The organism is Herbaspirillum camelliae (genome assembly GCF_001929405.1).
In the GTDB taxonomy this organism is placed as follows: Bacteria; Pseudomonadota; Gammaproteobacteria; order Burkholderiales; family Burkholderiaceae_D; genus Herbaspirillum; species Herbaspirillum seropedicae.
In genome coordinates this window covers 1,190,095-1,208,411 of sequence record NZ_KV880769.1, presented here as the reverse complement: position 1 = coordinate 1,208,411, position 18,317 = coordinate 1,190,095, and the positions used below count along the sequence as shown (strand labels likewise).

9 protein-coding genes are annotated in these 18,317 nt (G+C 50.2%); 5 read left to right on the top strand and 4 right to left on the bottom strand.

Annotated features, from left to right (window positions below):
• Positions 1–162: 162 nt before the first annotated feature.
• Together BGK68_RS05495 and BGK68_RS05490 are read right to left on the bottom strand one after the other, a co-directional pair.
• Positions 163–3,300, bottom strand: coding sequence for a DEAD/DEAH box helicase (locus BGK68_RS05495; RefSeq protein WP_075256238.1), 3,138 nt, complete (start codon positions 3,298–3,300; stop codon positions 163–165).
• Positions 3,297–4,106 (bottom strand): DUF1837 domain-containing protein, encoded by an 810-nt coding sequence (locus BGK68_RS05490; protein ID WP_075259691.1) that lies wholly within the window; start codon positions 4,104–4,106, stop codon positions 3,297–3,299. Before BGK68_RS05490 ends, BGK68_RS05495 begins: the two co-directional genes overlap by 4 nt.
• 136 nt (positions 4,107–4,242) lie before the next feature.
• On the opposite strand from BGK68_RS05490, the gene BGK68_RS05485 reads away from it, so the two are divergent.
• From BGK68_RS05485 to BGK68_RS05475, 3 genes are all read left to right on the top strand, one after another.
• Entirely contained in the window at positions 4,243–6,105 is a 1,863-nt protein-coding gene (locus BGK68_RS05485) for an SIR2 family protein (RefSeq protein WP_233149240.1), read from the top strand.
• Positions 6,105–7,547 (top strand): argonaute/piwi family protein, encoded by a 1,443-nt coding sequence (locus BGK68_RS05480; RefSeq protein WP_075256236.1) that lies wholly within the window; start codon positions 6,105–6,107, stop codon positions 7,545–7,547. Before BGK68_RS05485 ends, BGK68_RS05480 begins: the two co-directional genes overlap by 1 nt.
• Before the next feature lie 252 nt (positions 7,548–7,799).
• Positions 7,800–10,661 (top strand): NACHT domain-containing protein, encoded by a 2,862-nt coding sequence (locus BGK68_RS05475; RefSeq protein ID WP_075256235.1) that lies wholly within the window; start codon positions 7,800–7,802, stop codon positions 10,659–10,661.
• Between the two features lie 716 nt (positions 10,662–11,377).
• On the opposite strand, the gene drt3b is transcribed toward BGK68_RS05475, so the two are convergent.
• Complete coding sequence (gene drt3b, locus BGK68_RS05470; RefSeq protein ID WP_075256234.1) at positions 11,378–13,342, bottom strand: antiviral reverse transcriptase Drt3b; 1,965 nt, start codon at positions 13,340–13,342, stop codon at positions 11,378–11,380.
• A gap of 9 nt (positions 13,343–13,351) precedes the next feature.
• On the bottom strand, positions 13,352–14,620 hold the full coding sequence (gene drt3a, locus BGK68_RS05465; RefSeq protein ID WP_143432953.1) for an antiviral reverse transcriptase Drt3a: 1,269 nt from the start codon (positions 14,618–14,620) through the stop codon (positions 13,352–13,354).
• A gap of 356 nt (positions 14,621–14,976) precedes the next feature.
• Here drt3a and BGK68_RS05460 point away from each other — a divergent pair, with 356 nt between their 5' ends.
• Together BGK68_RS05460 and BGK68_RS05455 are read left to right on the top strand one after the other, a co-directional pair.
• Positions 14,977–15,912: a type 2 periplasmic-binding domain-containing protein gene (locus tag BGK68_RS05460; RefSeq protein ID WP_075256232.1), complete on the top strand. Its 936-nt coding sequence runs from the start codon at positions 14,977–14,979 to the stop codon at positions 15,910–15,912.
• Between the two features lie 37 nt (positions 15,913–15,949).
• A complete protein-coding gene (locus tag BGK68_RS05455; protein WP_075256231.1) occupies positions 15,950–18,286 on the top strand; it encodes a putative bifunctional diguanylate cyclase/phosphodiesterase in 2,337 nt (778 codons plus the stop codon).
• Positions 18,287–18,317: the final 31 nt, after the last annotated feature.

The following is an 18,317-nucleotide window of genomic DNA, read 5'->3' as shown; positions in this document are numbered from 1 at the left end:
CCACCACTTTATCGCGAGTACCTACCCTTTATATGGAAGCGCTATATGCTATCTACACTGCTAATAGAGGAAAGTACCCAGGCATTCATCAAGTCGGCCGGATAGAGCGACGGCATCAAATGAGTGGATTAGCGCACGAGATGCGCGAGACTAAAACGCTCGTCAGATCCCTAAAATCTGATGAAAATATGCTGGAGTTTGATTGGCTACCTGACGCATGGCAGCAAGATGATATTCCTTGGCTGCTCCAAAATAATCGCCATCGTAGCCATCGGAACGAAGAACATCACGCATAGCTTGAGCGATAAATCGGTCTGAAAATCCCGCTTCATAAGCGCTTAGCGATAGCGTGTCAGGTAAGCCGTTCTTGAGGCTTCGTTGGAATTGAGCCAATACGGAACCTTCTTGGCCGACTATTTCCATAGGAGTGAAGAGGAATTGTGCGAGTGCGGCTAGGATTAGAGCGCAATCAAAGGCCAAGGCGCTTTCTAAAAAATCTAATACATCGTCGTCGCTAACTTTCAAGTTGCGTTTATTGGATTTCTTCTTCGCACCCAGAGCTGCAGCTTGTTTAAATAACGTACCGTAATCAGTTCCTTGAATCCACGATAAGGCTAACGCATAGCCGGCGTGCTTTGGTTCGACGCTACGAAAGAAGCGATTGTCACAAATTTCTGAAAATAGAGGCCAGACTGCAGCTAGCCATTCTTCATTTGAACTTAAGGGTAAAAGAGTGCCCCTGTTCTCATTGACCCAATTTTCAATTCTTTGAGCGTGTTTTGCTCCGAGCAAAGTCTTTCCAAAAGACGCTTGTTTTTCCGGGGACTTCTCCACAGCAATAATTCTGGCCGCTACTAGCTTGAAGAAGTCTTCCAATTTTTTGGCTTGATCAGGCGTGGCTAAATGGTGGGCCAAGGTGCCTAATGAAAGTTCGCCAGCTCGTTGTATAAACTCTTCAGGATTTTCTTTCGAGCAATTAGCCATGAGATAACTCTCAACAGTGTGAGTCATATCTCGCTTGGAGGCCAAGGCTGTACGTAGGTCCTTGGCAAGCTGAGTTTTTTTCGACGCGTCTATGCGCGAAATCGGTCGCACTAGGTCATTAGACCAAGCTTCCCAAGCGGATTCGTTGTCCATCAAGCCGAGCAAAGTCTCATTAGAGAAACTCCACTCATGGCGTCCATAGATTGTGAGTGGCTCGAGTAACATCAGAAGGGAGCTCGTAACACCTTCGGCTCTGTCGGGGGAAAGTAAATCTACCGCCGACCTGAATCGCCACGCCTCATTCTTCTGTAGCTTTGTGTCATAAACTTTGGAATCAGCGAAGAGAACAATTCCCTCTGTGTGCATACCGGCACGGCCAGCTCTCCCGATGAGATTTTGGAAGTCTCTGACTTTCACGCGCGTGGATCCTTGATTGACGCCATGGACGATGAGGTAGCGAATAGGCAGATTCACACCTTGAGCAAGCGTAGATGTACAGGCAATGAAATTGATTAGTCGCTTTTGCATCCCGTACTCAAGTGCCAGGCGCAGTCCATGCGGGGTATTACTGTGGTGGGTGTATATGCCAAGTTTTGCTGCTTTTGCTTGTTGGGAGTCCTCGCCGAAATTGCCAGAAATAATCCAGCTAAGTGCCGCAACTTCGGTCCGATTTGCATAGGTTACGGGCCACGCGGTGTGATACCCAGCATCGGCTATATCCATCGCACGCTTGGCGATGCCGTTCGCGATTACTTTCGTGCCGCAGAAAATCGCCACGGCGCCTTGGTTTGCTACACGTAACCCGAGATAAAGAGAGATATCAGTAGAGCTGAGCCGACTTGGGAATTGGGCTTTATCAGGTTCCAAGCCTAGAAGTTCTACTGATTCGATTACGTTGGGTACCGAATAGTCTTGCCGCGTATAGCCGTTTTCGTAGAACATCAATTGACCAAGCGACTCAGTCCAACTGGCGAAGGCGACTGAACGACTCGTCGGAAGTAACGCAGCACCATCAATTACCTGTGCTTTATCTTCCCCCATAAGCCACTTCGCGATTGCGTCCGGATTTTGCATAACTGCAGATATCAGAACGGTTTGTGCGTGTTCTGGGAGGACCTCCTTAATTTCCGTAAGAAGTAGTTCGTATGTGATACCTCGACCACCGGTATCGAATTGGTGCCCCTCGTCGTAGACTACCAGGCCAACATGTTTCAGTGCATTTGGCGCCTGGCGTAGAACATAGAGGAATTTCTCTGGTGTGAGTACTAGAACATACGAAGTACTTGGAGGAGAACTGCCGAAAAGCTCGGATATTTGTTCTATAAAATCAATTTGAAGAGCATCGCTAAGCTCATTGACTTTAATGTCTTCGCCAGTAAAGTCTTGTTTGAATGAGACTGCAATCTCGTGACAAAGAGCCCGGAACGGGGCAACAACCACCGCTAGTTTTGTGCGGCCTGACATAAAGGCACTCCGCAGAATTATTTCTACAGAACGAGTTTTTCCAGCACTGGTTGGCATCTGAATTAGGCCAGATGCTCCCATGAAAATCCCTTTGTTCCCCAACAGTAGTTGCGAGGGCCAAAGCTCTTTCGGGAAACCGTTCTTTTGGATTGTTGGTCCCCACCTATCAGCGGGCAAGCCCGTGAAAGTAGGTAAAGTCGACCAGGACGATGCAGACAGACGCATGCGGCAAATCGCAATTGCCATGTCTGCATATAGCAATTCTTCAGGTGTTCCAAAGCGATAAGCGTTTTGCCGAAGGCGATTTAGAAGCTGAAGAATATTTTCAATTCCATAGCCGAACGAAAAGTAGTTGGCGACAGCGCTTGAAATCGCGGTCAGCGATGATTCATAACGTTCATCGTCGATGCGCCAATATGTCCCCCATTCGCCTCGAAGAAGCCATTGCAGAAGGTTTTCTACTTTGTTGTCTCCTTCCTTAGGGGCCACGCGGCGCGCTAAAACCAAGCTGCTACCAGGTCGTCGGGCAATATAGTAGGCGGCTGCAGCGAGAAGGAGCGTAGGCCTTTCTAGCTGACTGGCAAATTGTGAATCAAGGATTGCATCGAAGAAGCTCGCGGAGAAATTCAGTTCCGATTGTAAGTCTGCGGGGAGCGGAAGCAATGGATTGGCGTCGACAGCCAGTGCACTACTGATATCGCCGAGGGTCCCAACGGTGAGAAGGAAGAGTTGTAACGGGTCCGCTCCTTGAGGGATTGGTCGATGTTGAGACTCATGAAGCCCAAATTCATACATCTTTCCTTTTGCACGGGTGAGGCCAAAGAGCTGTTGGCTGTTATATCCGGCCTTCATTTGCAAGCCCTTTCATACAATTCATGAACCAACTTCATCACCAAATCTGCGTGAACCACCATCAGTAGAAGATTTTCTTGATTGGTATGCTGACTTACTACCGTATTAATCAGCTCTGTAGTGTTAAAGGCCGCCGGGCAGACCACCGCGACGGCGCCGGAGTAGTATTTGAAGGGATTGTCAGCTCTGTTCTGGAACCGAGAAATTCGGCTGACACCCTGCACGTTTCCATCTCGTAAAAGACGGCGCTTAGTAGCGTTAAGTGTGAATGCTTGTCGCAAATATAAGTCTTTCGAGCCGTCATCTACAGCTTGTTGGAGCTGCCCTTTATACGCTGCACCAGATAGGGTCGCTTTGACTTCCACTGCGAACAGAGTGTCTTCTGGTGCTGCGGACGCTTGGTTTACTTGATAGAAACCGAGAACGTCCACTCCTTTGACGGATTCATCCTTGCTCGCTTTATCGGAATATTTTCCTCGGGGCACCCAGTAGCCTAGCGAATGCTCGAGGTAGTCTGAAATGAGAAATTCAGCAAAATCGCCGGAGCGTATTGAGGGGCCTGGAGGGGTTGTACGATGGGGGAAAACATGCGCATTGAGATACTCTTCAATGGACATACCAGTACCCTCCATTAGGATGGGGAGTTCGTTGTCGGAGCAGTATTGACGACGGAAGTGCAGTGCCCAGTCGTCGAGGACTCTCGTATCGGTAGGAACCCTAAATTCCCAGATTTGAATAGTTTTACCTTCGGCAGTAGTCAAGTCGAAAGCACATTGCTTCAAACCTAGCAAATGACCTGGCAGCATTACTCCCCCAATGCACTCGAGATGCAAATGTTGATTTTCTTATCATTTTAATGCAGAGCTCTGAATGACGAGCTTCCTGCGATGTGATAACTTTCAAATTACTCACAATTGTTAACTACACGTCAAGGAGGGGGCCTTGGAAGTAGAAATACCGACCATGTCGGGGGTGGAGTTCGCACGTGCGTTCTCGTTAAGGCCAAACTCATTTGCTTGGTTTTTGGGGGCCGGGGCATCGGCTGCGTCGGGCATTCCCACTGGCTATTCGATGATTCGCGACTTCAAGAAGCAGATTTTTTGCCAAGAAAATAAATATTCCCCACAGGAAGTCGACTCGGGTGACCCGCTATGGGCGGAGCGCATTGATGAATTTTTCAAGCGCACGAACATTCTTCCTCCAGACGGCGACCCTGAAGAGTATTCGGCGGCGTTTGAAGCGGTTTATCCGACCGAGAAGCTGCGTCGGCAATATATAGATGACGCGGTCCGCCAAGGAACCCCCTGCTACGGCCACCGCGTCCTGGCTGCCCTCATGTCGAGCCGGCAGCTGGACTGCGTCTTTACAACCAACTTCGACGCCCTAGTCGAGCGGTCCGTGACCATCAGCGACGACCTGCTCTCAGCCGACCAACGAGCTAACGCCACAGTTGCTGCGATCGATTCAGGTGAGCGCGCCCAGCGCTGTTTGGATGAGAGCGACTGGCCGCTGGTCGCGAAGCTCCATGGAGACTACAAGTCCTCTAAAATCAAGAACACGAACAGCGAGTTGGAAAAGCAGGACGACCAGATGCGGCGTGTTCTGGTTAATGCTAGCCAGCGATATGGCCTCGTCGTGGTCGGTTACAGCGGCCGGGACGCTTCCATCATTGAGGCGTTCGAGCATGTCCTACGTGACCCGTCTGCCTATCCAGCTGGATTCTATTGGGTAACTTCAAGCGCCAAGCGGCTGTTCCCTGCTGTCAGAACGTTTTTGGAGCACGCATCGATGGCCGGCGTCAAAGTCGCCATCGTTGAGTGCAAGACGTTCGACGAGCTTGCTGGTGATTTGGTCTCGCAGATAAAACTACCAGATGTCCTCCGCCAGCATGTACAGCTGCACAAGGTGGCAGAGCGCCTCCAGTCTGTCCCACTCAACACTTTGGATGCCCTCCCATTCCCGGTTCTTCAGTATTCCGCCATCTATGTGGAGGTAATACCGACGCATGCTCGGAGAATTGCGATTGAACGTCCACTCACCACCGAGGAAGCACGCAAAGTGCTCAAGGCACATGGTTGCCGGGCCGTCGTGGCAGCGCGTGGCCGTGAACTAGCGGTATTTGGGCGAGACAACGAGCTCCTTCAGGCATTCGCTGAGTTTGGTGCCAGATTGGAGGGGACCATTCAGCTACAGCCAGAGTCCGAAAGCTGGGCGCTCGGACTTATCTATGACGCCCTCACACGCGCCCTCGCTAGAGGACGGCCGCTATTTCCCCACCTGAAGCGCACTGGACACATTTTGCTAGTGGCAGCGGACAGGGAAGGCGATAGCACTGAATTGAAGAAGAAAAGATACGCAGAATTGACGCAGCTTAGGTCAGCCTACCGAGACTTGGTGGGGCGTGTACCTAAGCTGGGCTACTTATTCACCGAAGGTATCGAAATCAAACTCGAAAAAGTCGATGACCGGTGGTGGTTTGGATTTGAGCCCTTTACGCACGTGGAAATTCCGAGAGAAGCCCGGGTTGAAGGTCATGATGGGCAACATGAGCCAGTGGAGCGGTCTGCTCGCCGGCCCGATGCTTCAGCCGACTGGCGGCGAGAGCGATGGCAGGGACGTTACAACGGGACGTGGGCGACCATCATGCGAGCTTGGCAGGACATACTCACCAGTGGCAATGACAATACAGTTTCGACCATCGGATTGCAAAAGGATGAGGGCATGGACGCTATCTTTAAGCTGCATCCAAGGACGGGATGGAGTCGTCCGTCCCATAACCACAGCTATTTCGATAGGACCAAGTAATGGCCAGCGCGACCTCCAAGCTACCCCCATTTACCTTGCTCGACGAGCCGCTTCTGGCGTTTGCGCCGCAGGATGCCCAGCTCGATATTCATCCATTGCGCGGTCTGACCAAGTTTGGCCCCTTCTCGAAGGGCTCGTTTGCAGGCTATACGCCAAAGATTCGAGTTGCCACAGTTGGCCCTGATAGCGCTTTCATGCGCCGCGGCGAATTGATGAAGGAGCTATTGCGCCAGCATGCGCCTGGCGACCGTAAGGACTATGTTCCGCACTACCCTGGCTTTGAGAATGTTTTTCATGTCGGCCTAGTGGGCTCGCCAAAGGGAACGCACATTCGGTGGCCAGAGACAATTGCTCAACTTCCTGGCGACGGCGCCGCCGAGGAGAAAATCTATGCGGCGATGAATGCCGCCTTGGCTCAGCTGGATGCAGTTCGAGAAGCCTTTGACGTCGCTCTCGTGCACTTTCCTGACTCCTGGGCATCTGCAACCCGCACGCAGTTCTTTGATGCGCACGATGTTCTGAAGGCTCTCGGAGCCAAATACGGAATTCCGACCCAGGTACTGAATGACCGGGCCTTCACCTTCGGTTACCGTGCATCGATTGTGTGGCGCCTTGCCATCGCTCTATATGTGAAAGCCGGCGGAATTCCGTGGAAGCTTGCCGGCATGCAGGGTGTTCCTGACGATACGGCTTACATAGGATTAGCTTATGCGCTGCGGGGCGACCCTCAGAACGCCCACTTTGTAACCTGCTGTTCACAGGTATTCGACAGGGATGGCGGCGGTATGCAGTTCGTTGCCTTCGAGGCTCGAGACCCGGTCGCCGACCCATCTGAGGCTAGGCGCAATCCGTTCCTGAGCAGAGATGACATGCGTGCTGTGCTGGCGCGCAGTATTGAGCTCTATCAGAAGCGTAACGGCGGATCGCTGCCGCGGCGGCTTGTTATCCATAAAACGACAGCATTCAAGCCCGAAGAGTTGGATGGGGCGTTTGATGCGCTCGCCGGTATTCCGGAGGTTGAGTGCATTGAGGTGGGTACGCATACAGCTTGGCGGGGGGTATGGCTGCTCGATTCAAAGAGAGAGGCGCCGAAGAGCGTTCCTGCCATGTATCCAGTTCCGCGTGGGACGGTCGTTGTGCGCTCGGGGACGTCCGCATTGCTTTGGGCAGCTGGCAATGCACCAGGTGTTTCAGACAAAGGCAACTTTTTCCAAGGCGGAAAGAGCATCCCCAGGCCGTTGGTTCTGACCAGGCATGCCGGGCGCGGGCCGCTCGAGTTGGTGGCGGCAGAGACTCTGGCCTTGACCAAGATGAACTGGAACAACGATGCACTCTATGACCAGGTGCCCGTCAGTATTAGGTACTCACAGAGGCTGGCTAGGACCATTGCGAATGCGCCGGATCTGCCCGGGAATATTTATCCGTATCGTCTTTTTATGTGAAAAACAACGTATCGCTGCGGTCAGGGTAAGTTGGTCAACTTGAAACCGTTCTCCAAGATTGAATTGGTCCGAAGAAATCAGGCAGGTCACTTTGCCCATAGTGGAGGTTCGGTGCAAGGATGATGCGAGCAGGCGGGCTCATTGTTTGCAGTCCTTTTAAGGATTTCAAATATTGGAAAGTTAGTAATCTCAATTTGTGACGGGACCAGCGCAAATAGAGACAATATCTAAAACAGCCAATCTAAAAATAGTATGACCATAGAATTTGAAAAAATCGACCTTACAAAAATTATTCCTAGCTTGTTCGAATGGATTAAAAACTTTAATGAGTGGCAATCTGCCTATGGGGTTCTCGTAGGAGTATTTCTCTCCGCTTTGATGTTAGCGGCTCTGGTTTTTGGCAGCACCAAAATTCTCGCCTGGATTGTGTCGCTAACAGAGGCTGCTCAAAAGCTTGGCTTTTCCTTTTCTTTGTCCAGAAATAAAAGGTTGGAAATAAAGCAGCGGCAATACTTTTGCAGAGTAATTCGCGCTGATCTGGAGCAAATTTCCCATAGCGAGAACTGGAATGATCAATGGTTTACGGATCTCGAAGCAGAAGTACAAGCTGAGGGGCGCTTTTATCAATCGTATTTGCACAAGTTCTTTAGGAAAGGTAGTAGTGGATATCGGAAAGAGCCATCTTTAATGACTGCAATCACGAGGACAACTGAGCGGCACATGCTTCTTATCGGAGATCCTGGCAGTGGGAAAAGTGTCGCTCTAAGGCATCTTGCATCGCAGCTCGCTGAGATTGGTGTCTACGCAAAAGGGAGGAATATAAAAATTCCCCTCTACATTAATTTGAGAGAGTTGCTGATTGACGATATTAAGCAGGTAACCGCGGATGGGATAAAGAACTTCATTTTGGAGAATTTTCGTCGAGGTGACTCTAATACCTCTCAATACCTTAAGAAAAATTGGGACGATTTTCTGCAACGTGGAATCTGGTTTTTTCTATTTGATTCATTTGATGAAATTCCAGCAGTACTTCATGCTGAAAAGGGGAGCGGTGTTATTCAAACGTACTCCGAAGCTATTCGACAGTTTATGAGTGGGATGAGTGAATGCCAAGGGTTAGTGGCTTCACGAGAGTTCAAGGGGCCAGAATCTATCCCATGGCAAAAGCTGAGACTTCTAGCCTTAGACAATAGGCGCCAGCTTGAGCTGATCCGCAATGCGGAGTTAACTAATGTCCAAGCCACGATCGTAAGAACTCAACTGGGAAACTCACAAGCAGGCATATATAAAAATCCGCTGTTTCTCTCGCTTCTTTGTCGTTTCGTTAAAGACCACGAAAAAGCTCCTGAGCATAGCCATGCACTGTTAATGGATCATATAGTTGAGTTAGCCGATCGGGATCGTGATTGGATAGAAAAAAATACAAGGCTTTGGCCAAATGATTTGTTAATTGGTGCCGAGAAGATAGCGGCGATATTAGCTCAAGAAGAGGAGATTGGACTTGCTCCGACATTCAACGAATTGGCAAGAAAGCTTTTGCCAATGGGCTATGCAGAAGAGCAGACGTTTAACTTACTTACAGCCCTTCTTTATGTGAAGATCGGAAGAAATGATGTGAAAGAAGCTAGGCAGGGAGATAAACGTTTTGCATTCTCTCATCGGCGATATCAAGAATCGCTCTTTGTCCGGTATTTGGTAGGCAACCCAAATATCATCTCAATTGAAAATCTATTGTTAAATCCAAAATGGCGTGAATACGCTGTCGCTATGCTTCAGTCTCAGCCAATAGAAGTGTGCCAACCTCTGTTTGATTTTGCGACGCAAAAGATTGATGAGTGGATCGAAATCGACGCTACGCCAAGCGAAGCCATCTTCATACATGAGGGAGCATATTTTCAATGGGATCTAGAGCAAGAGGTCCATCTTCTGAATCTTCTCCAGGAAGGTATGGTTTTGAGAAGTCAGGACGTGCCCCCACAATTATCCAAATCAATAGAGTCTCTTGTAGAGAAACGTTGGGAAAATGGAGATGCTTATGATCGGCTAATGTCTATTACATTGGGCGGGCTTGTTCCATCCGCTGCACTTGAAGCTCGTGTTGTGCAGGCTATTGACTCAGGAATTGAGCTGTTAAAGCGAGCATCGTTTGAAAAAATCTCTTTCCTGCGAGAAGTTCCTGTTGGGTTAGCAAATTGGGTTCGGATTCGGATAGCCGACGAAACATTGGTTGCCGCCGATTCAATTGAGTTAAGCAAGCTAGATTTCCTCGTCTCCCGTCTGCCTGCGGAACTAGGGGTTCAAAGAATTTTTAATCGAAATAAATTTTTGAGACTTGTCTTATACAAATCGTATAAGTGGCCATTGGATTTGGTTGTGAAAACCATAAAAATTATTAGTGCTCAAGCCGGCGCACCAATTTCTGAGGAAAGTGGAGTTCGAAGAGAGGCTGTAAAGTTACTTACGTTTCAAATTTTCTTTAGCGTTCTCGCTATTTCGATTTTCGGTTTTTTCATTACTAGTTCTGTTTGGATTAAATGCTTATCAGGGTTCGTGAGCCTCGCGACGCTTACGATCGCCTGTCAGCTTGGATGGAGAGACTGTCCGAATTCGGTGACGCCTTTCTTTGTAATCAGCGCGGCGTGGAGAAGTGGGGCGAAGTTACTAAAAGAATTGTTAACGACCAAAAGTGGATGGATCCTTATGGTCGCCGTACTTTTGATTTCGGTAGGAATATTGCTGGTAACGTATTACGCTAAACAGCTGGTGCCAATTCTTTTTGCGCTAATGCTCCTCATCGTCTTAGTCGCATCCGTCAAAAAATTGATAGAGACCAAGCGATCGAAGAGATTCTTAAAGGAATTATCCAACTCGCAAGTAAATAACAAAGTACTTCATGCGAGGACCGCCAATGAATTATATGTATGGCTGGCTAGTGACGTCGCAGCGATTGTCCCGACGACCAATGAGGCGCGTTCTTTGTTGATTCTTTTAGATCGTCTACCGATTCAGTTGCCGAATGGCTCAATTAGGTCCCCCCTGTTCTCAATAAGGAAAAAGGGTAAGCACCTACCCCATAAAAATCTCCTAATGGAATATCTGATGCGATCCCCTTAATGGCTGTGATATGTTCGTAGAATGGAATCGACAAACTAAGGCCCTGCTTTCCGAGCCTATTGATTGAGAACTGGTGACGTGTCTGTCCACCGGATTCAATTCTGGGTCGCGTCTAGCTTATATATCTCGCTTTTCACATAGTTTGAGAAAATATAGGGATTTTTCATCAGATTTGAAATAATCCAGCATGGAGGTTATCTCATAGGATCGAAAATTCCCTTATGAATCAAGCGTAGCGGTTTTCACATACTCTGAGACCCTACATGTCGGGTGACATAGATAACGGCCAAAGTGCCAGATAAGTGAAAATCTGTGCCGTAATAAATGCAAAAGCCAACCTAGAGGTTGGCTTTTGCATTTGGAGTTTGGATCGCCAGTATGCGGACTTGGTAAGTAGATTGTTAATAGCGACAGGTGAGTTTGCCTTCCAATTCCTCGACCGGAGTACAAGCTGTACTTAAGAGCGGAAGGAATCGCATCGGTTTACTCTATCGAATGCTTGGATAAAATTTAGAAGGGTGAAAAATGGGAAGACACGCTGAGTGTGTAGGCAATCGAAGATTACCATTCAAGTTTTTGGGTTCGCCAGTTCAGGCGCTGAGAATAGAAAACCCGAAAACCGAAAAGTCTCTTTTTACGGAGACTTGTTGCGAGCATCAGTAACAGCCCGATGCACGAGGAGGTCTTCACCATTTTTCAGCTAGAAGCTTAGCTCATCAATAAGCTTGCTTCAACTCTTTCTTTTCAAGGGAGTTCAAAAGGTCAACATCTGTCCAAGAGACTTGCCATGCCGATTTACCTGTTACCGTGAAAAAGGCGTTCAAGTCGGTTCTGGAGGGTGGTGCTTTCTTTATCACCGCAAAATAGCTTTTAATCCAATTCTCCTTTTCTATCTGGGCGATCGACGGGCAACTTAACATATCAAGAAATAGATACGCACGTTCACTGTTTACGAGAATGTCAGAAAGATCAGTCAATTCGCTTTTCACGCGATCAAGGACCGTGCCTCTGAGAGAGGTATATCGTGGATCATCTTGGAAGTAATAGAGGCAAGAAACAATAGTGAAATAGCTCAAATGCTTATCATCTATAAATAACTTCCTAATTACTTCCTCCGGCAGCAAGTAATTGCCTCCCAGTTCGCGCATTGCCAGCGCCACGTTTAGGCACTCTAAATGGACAAATCCATCAACCCTATTTGCGTGAGAGCGGTCGCACTGGTCAAGCAGCAAAGTATATGAGAGTTCATATACTCTTTCCGATATTGTCGGAAGGAGATTTCGGCAATTTTTCTTAAAGAATCGAATAGAAAGGATAAGTGCCGTGCTCAATTTATATGATGCACGGACAGATGGTGCAACGCTATAGAGGAAAAAGAGGACGTCAAGGAGAACCTCGATAGCATGTAGGTATAGATTCTCCGATGTCTCATCTGTCTCACTGATTGAATCTATTCCCACTAGTTTTTTAACCCGTTCGGTAAAGACAGAGATTAAAAATGACGCAACTTCATCGTAATCTGCTGCGCTATAGGAACAAAGAGATTTGACCGACTCGATATAATTTTTAGTCAAATTCCAGGGAGACCTAATTGGCTTCGGTGAGAACACTCCCATGCTGTTATCTTCTAAAAATTTCTCAATAAATTCATTTGCTTGTCGACCAGCTTCATGAATTAATCGCGATTTGGGCGTGACAAAAGGTCTCTGATAAGTAATCGATTTGGCGTTGTTTCCGTGGAGATTGAAGGCCATGAGCTGATCGGCGTAGACTTCGTAAACTGCGTTCGCAGTCGCTTCGCTATCTGCGAAAATGAATACGTCATCAACATATCTTCTGAAAGTGTAGTTGATACCAAATCTCAGGTCTTTAAGTTTAGCGACGGTAAGGCGATCAATCTTCTGGAATAAAATCTCGGCAAAAATTCTACTGAACTCCGGTCCTATTGGAATGCCATTCGTTTCATTATGATTCCCATGTCTAATTGTCTGATCAAATTCTTGCGCGAACGTCGAGGAAACAGCGACAGACTCTTTAGTAAAAGCTTTGTCTTTGACTGCCCAGGAAAGACAATGGGTATAGATACTATCGAAACACTTCGCAACATCTAACGTCCGGAGCACAGAAAAGCTCTTTTCTAGAGAGAAGTACTCGCGAGAATTGAAAAATTTATAGAGACGATCGAAGCCTCGATAAGAGAAATATGATGGTGCGTGTTTAGCATATCGGTCAGAAGCTGCTAGAGAGACGGAGCCGCTCTTATATTGGTGAACATTTTCCCAAGAGCTCTTGTTATAGAACGTACTAGCTACTTTTTGAGGCGCTCGTATAGAGGCAGGACTCTCCGAGCAATAGTGAAGAATAAGGCGCTCATACTTTTCATAGAATTGCTTCACCTTCCATTGAGAACACGGATGAAGGAGCGCTAATCGCCTAAACTCAGTTGAGTTCTTTTTGATCTTAAAAGAGTATGGGATCGTCGAGTGGATGTTCGAGGGATGCTCCTCGCCTAGAATCAACGTTCTTACAATTATTCTCTGAACAGAGTCCGAGGACCCGACCGAGTTTATTCGGTCGTAAATCCCGTCGTTAGAGAAGATTATGGGCGTTTCATAAGGTAGAGTCTCAGTTATCAGAATGCGGTTGTAATCAGTCTTTTTAATTTTAATTTGTTTCTTCATACGGCCCCCTCAATACCGCCAACAGTCTTGAATTTTCCCAATTCTTGTCGCAGAGAAATGAACAAAGGACCTATTACGATGCCCAGCCACAAAACTCTGTGAGAGCAGCTCACTTCGCTGTTTTGAGTTTAGTCGCGGAGATATTAGGGAAGAATGCCTACCGGTCTGACCCAAAACGATATTTCTGAGAAACTTGTCCAGTTTAATAAGACCCTGCGCATCTTCCGAAAGAGCTGGATAGCTGTGAAATATGCCTGCTACTTTTTTGGCCCCTATTTTAGGATTGTGTACCGAAAAATTTTGACGTAAGAATTTAAGTCGATCTCGCAAGAGAGACCAATCACCGGTTTTCGTATAGTCAATAAACGATCGAACGATGCGCGTCTTTATTTTCTTCAGTTTTCTCTCGGCAATATCTACCACCACTTTTCTGTGATGAGCACCAGGAGGCGTGTTTTTTTGTGCATTGGGTTCGCGGACTAAAAACGCGTAACCAAGATAGTCGATATTAAATAGCTCGGATGGTGAGGATCCCGGTTTAAGCGGGGCGACACGCTTGGCCGCTTCTCGAACCTTCTCCTTCTCGCTGTTCAATTTAAGCCCTGATGGTAGGGTCGACTGGATCCACTCCCGAAACTTTGTCTGATTCTCTTTTCCTGAGGTTATTACGATCATATCGTCAACATATCGAGCGTAAAAATAGACGGCGGGTTGCTGCAGAAGTGCGATATCAAACGGTCGCATTAGGATTTCGGAAAGGACCGCGCTTATTGAAAGCCCGCGGGGGATCCCAGATCCGCCCAATGCAGAGTGGTGCTCTAACAAGGATGCAAGCAACAATTTACTATGAGGGCTCAGACGCGTAATCCTTTGTATCGCCGACCTAACAAAATCGCTATCGAACGTCTCATAGAAGCCCTTAATGTCTAATCGATAAACTCGAAAAGGGACTCCTTCTTGCAGTAGCATACTAAGGCATTCGACTATTTGCGTTCGCCCCTGATTTGATTTCCTCGTTAAGCGGCGAAGATTCAAGCAGAGTTTTCGGCCGACCAGATCTGCCGAAAGATTTTTGAAGCGGTAGATGCACCTACCTTTTAGAGAAAATACGTCTAGAGGGTTAGACGCGCTATTGAAGTATGTATTCGCCGAGGTTAATGCGTCGACCACCTGTTGTTCGCGAAAGGTATCTATCTGGCTTTTTGAAAGCCTGTGATCAAAATCACTTTTGCGCAGTACTCGCTCGAGTGTCTTACGGCTAAAAGATTGATCTGACATCCCCTGCCCCAATGTGGATTTAATGAAATAAATGTAACACAATTAATATTGTTGATTTGCTCTCAGACTTGATCGCCCCCTCCGTTGCCTGCTTAATCAAATTAAATTTTTTATTTGATTTTCAGGCCACTGAAGGAGCCTCATCTACTCAAATAATCTTCGTTTAAGGTCCTCATCCATCTTCTGCAAAATCTCACTTCCTCACCCCCAATCCTCACCGTCCCAAACATTGTTGCACCCTACCAACTAGTAACCCCGCCACTCGCCACGGCTCACCCAAAGCCCACCACAACTTCCTTGCGATTCCCCCACCCCTTCAATACCATCAAAAAAAAACATTAGAGCGGATCGCAACCATGCACACCTTCAAGACGAGCGTCCTGAGCGTAGTCGCAAGCACTCTCGTCGTCACGATGGGATTGGTGTGCGCCCGCCCTGCCATTGCTCAATCGACCACGATTTCACCTGCGCCTGCAGGAAATGAATCCACCATCGAGATCAAGCTCGCCGATCTCAATGACGACAATCCCCTCATCAGCTATCGCAAGGCCGTCATCGAACTGGCCATGAAAGCCAGCGGAAAATCCTACACCCTCACCGGCTGCCAGATCACCGAGGCGGGCACCTCCGATCGGCGCTATGTCCAGCTGATACAGGCCGGCCAATACTGCAACCTCATGGCCACCTCCGCTGGCGGCGAACTGACGCGCGGGCTGGAAACCATTCCCTTCCCCATCTACCTCGGCGGCGGCGGCATTCGTGTGCTGCTGGCCCATCGCAAGAGCCTGGAAGCAGCCACCACCATCCGTTCGCTCAACGACCTGCGCAAGTTCCGCATCGGGTCCGGAGCCGGCTGGGTTGATACCAGCATCATGCAGGCCAATGGCCTGACCGTCGTGCAGAGCAGTTACATGAACCTGTTCGAGATGCTCAAGGCGCAGCGTTTCGATTTCTATAGCCGCTCCGTCTTCGAGGCGCCCAGTGAGCTGGAAAATTATGATCCCCAGCACCAACTGGCGATCGTCCCCGATCTCATCCTCTACTACCCTTCCGATCTCTTCTTCTACACCACGCCAGGCCGCGACGATATCCGCGATGCGCTGCTCGATGGACTCAGGAAGATCCAGCGCAACGGCGCCCTGGCCGAACTGATCCAGAACCACCGCTCCACCCGCAACGCACGCTTGGCCATGAAGTCGGGCAAGGCGCGGGTGCTGGCGCTGACCAATGAACGATTGACCCCGATAGAACGCGAAGCCCTGGAAACCTACAAGCTGGACTGGTTCAAGTAGCAGACCGGATTGCCCTACCTTTTGTACTGGTACGACCATGAATCAGAAATTCAACAGCCTGGCCATCTACATCGCACTGGCCACCCTGCTCGCCCTGAGCCTGCCCGTGGTGGTGGCGCTGACCGTCCTCAATGGCACGCGCGAAAAACAGATCAGCGCGGACATCAACAAGCTGGTCGATGAAAAGGTCGACATGCTGCGCCACGCTCTGGTCCTGCCGGTCTGGAACCTGGACCAGTCCGACATCATGGCCTTGCTGCAGGGAGCGATGCTGGACCAGCAGGTGGTCTCCGTCGAGGTCATCGATCCGGAAGAAAAATCCTTGGCCAGGATGGAGGAGCCGCAGCGCAGCGGCGGCCGTCTCATCCGCAGCACCGCGCCACTGGTGATGCAGCAGAACCAGCAGGATGTAAGCCTGGGCAGCCTGCGCATCGTGGTGTCCGACCAGCAGTTGCAGAAAAAGCTGGCTGCTGACAAGAGTTTCTATACCCTGGTGCTGCTGGCGCAGGCGATCGTGTCCCTGCTCATCATCGGCCTGGTGGTCTACCGCCGCATCCTGGCGCCCATCGGCAAGCTCACGCAGGCCACTGAACGTATCCAGCGCGGCAGCTTCGAGCAAGGCATCGACCTGCCGCAGCAGGATGAGATGGGCCAACTGGCGCGTCATATGGAAGCCATGCAGGCCAGCCTGAAGACGCTCTTCGATGAACAGGCGGCGATCCTGGGCAATATCCCCGCCGACGTGCTCTTCGTGCGCAAGGGCAAGATCGTCTTCGGCAACGAGGCGGCGCAGGCGCTGCTGGCGCGCGATGATCGCGGGCTGGTGGGCATGGCGGCCGAAGATCTGTTCGTGGAATCGGTGCAGCAGGCGGTGTATGTGGCCAGGGCCGTGGCGCGCTCCAGCGGTGCGGCTGGCGAGATCGTGCTGCTGCGAAACGCCAGTGGCGCCAGCTTCCCTGCAGAACTGCATACCTCCCTGATCGATCCGGCCCGTCCGGCCGAGCAGATCTGGGTGGTGATCGACGTGAGTGCGCGGCTGGAGGCGGAGAATCGTATCGACCAGCTGGCCTTCTACGACCCGGTCACGCAGCTGCCCAACAAGAAGCTGTTCATGGATCGCCTGCGTCGTGGCCTGGACCGGCGGCGCGCTTCTGGTCATGCGGGTGCGGTCTTCGTGATGGAAATCCATCGCGCCGATCTCTCCTACGGCAGCGTCAAGGCCGATGAGATGGAGCAGCTGCTGATCGAATGCGCGCGCCGCTTCTCAAGCTGCATCACGGCCGAGCAGACGGTGGCGCGGATGGATGGTGAGAAGTTCGCGCTGGGTACTGAAATCAAGAGCAATGAACTGGCTGAATGCATCCGCTATTGCGAAGCGCTGGCCCATCGTATCATCGCTGCCTTCTCCGATCCGCATAGCCTGAGCGCGGCGCGCTTTCCCTGTTCGGTCAACCTGGGCATCAACATCGTACGCGATGAACAATATGGCGCTTCGGAGCTGGTGATGCAGGCCGAGCTGGCGATGGTGCAGTCACGTGCGGCCGGTCGCAATGCCCTCCGGTTCTTTGATCCGACCATGCAGGCGCTGGCCAGCCAGCGCAGCCAGTTGGAGGCCGAGCTGCGCCAGGCGGTGGCGCAGCGTCAGTTCATCGTGTATTACCAGCCCCAGGTCACCTACGATGGTGATGTGGTTGGCGCGGAGGCGCTGGTGCGCTGGCAGCACCCGAGTCAGGGTATCGTCTCGCCGGCGACTTTTATTTCGCTGGCCGAGGAAATGGGCTTGATGGACGAGATCGGGAGGCAGGTGCTGCGTCGCATCTGTGCTGATCTGGAGAGCTGGCAGCGCGAAGGGCTGGCGCCTGATCTGGTGGTGGCCATCAATGTATCGGCGCAGGAGTTCAAGGTGGACAATTTTGTCTATCGCTTCCGCGAGATCATGCGCGAGCACCACGTGCCGACGCATTCGCTGAAGGTGGAGCTGACAGAGAGCATGATGGTGGATCACATCGAAGATGTGATCACCAAGATGCAGGCCTTGCGGTCCAATGAAGTCTCGATCTCGCTGGACGATTTCGGGACCGGCTATTCGTCCTTGTCCTATCTCGGACGTTTCCCCATCGACCAGATCAAGATCGACCAGGCCTTCGTGCGCGAGATGCAGCGCGATGCGGCCATGGCCAGCATCATCCGCAGCATCATCATGCTGGGCCAGAGCCTGAACCTGTCCATCATCGCCGAAGGCGTGGAGACGCAGCAGCAGCGCGATCTCCTGCATGCCCAGGGTTGCCTGCTGTACCAAGGCTACTGGTACAGCAAGCCCATACCGGGCGAGCAGTTTGCCGATCTGCTCAATACGCCGGGTCGTTTCCGCTGATCCGTGCGGCAGGCGTCATCGCATCGGGGCG

Bases quoted from the DNA above. Each gene is read 5' to 3' on its own strand.
- BGK68_RS05495 (WP_075256238.1), bottom strand. From the start codon at position 3,300: ATGAAGGCCGGATATAACAGCCAACAGCTCTTTGGCCTCACCCGTGCA.
- BGK68_RS05490 (WP_075259691.1), bottom strand. From the start codon at position 4,106: ATGCTGCCAGGTCATTTGCTAGGTTTGAAGCAATGTGCTTTCGACTTG.
- BGK68_RS05480 (WP_075256236.1), top strand. From the start codon at position 6,105: ATGGCCAGCGCGACCTCCAAGCTACCCCCATTTACCTTGCTCGACGAG.
- BGK68_RS05475 (WP_075256235.1), top strand. From the start codon at position 7,800: ATGACCATAGAATTTGAAAAAATCGACCTTACAAAAATTATTCCTAGC.
- drt3b (WP_075256234.1), bottom strand. From the start codon at position 13,342: ATGAAGAAACAAATTAAAATTAAAAAGACTGATTACAACCGCATTCTG.
- drt3a (WP_143432953.1), bottom strand. From the start codon at position 14,620: ATGTCAGATCAATCTTTTAGCCGTAAGACACTCGAGCGAGTACTGCGC.
- BGK68_RS05460 (WP_075256232.1), top strand. From the start codon at position 14,977: ATGCACACCTTCAAGACGAGCGTCCTGAGCGTAGTCGCAAGCACTCTC.
- BGK68_RS05455 (WP_075256231.1), top strand. From the start codon at position 15,950: ATGAATCAGAAATTCAACAGCCTGGCCATCTACATCGCACTGGCCACC.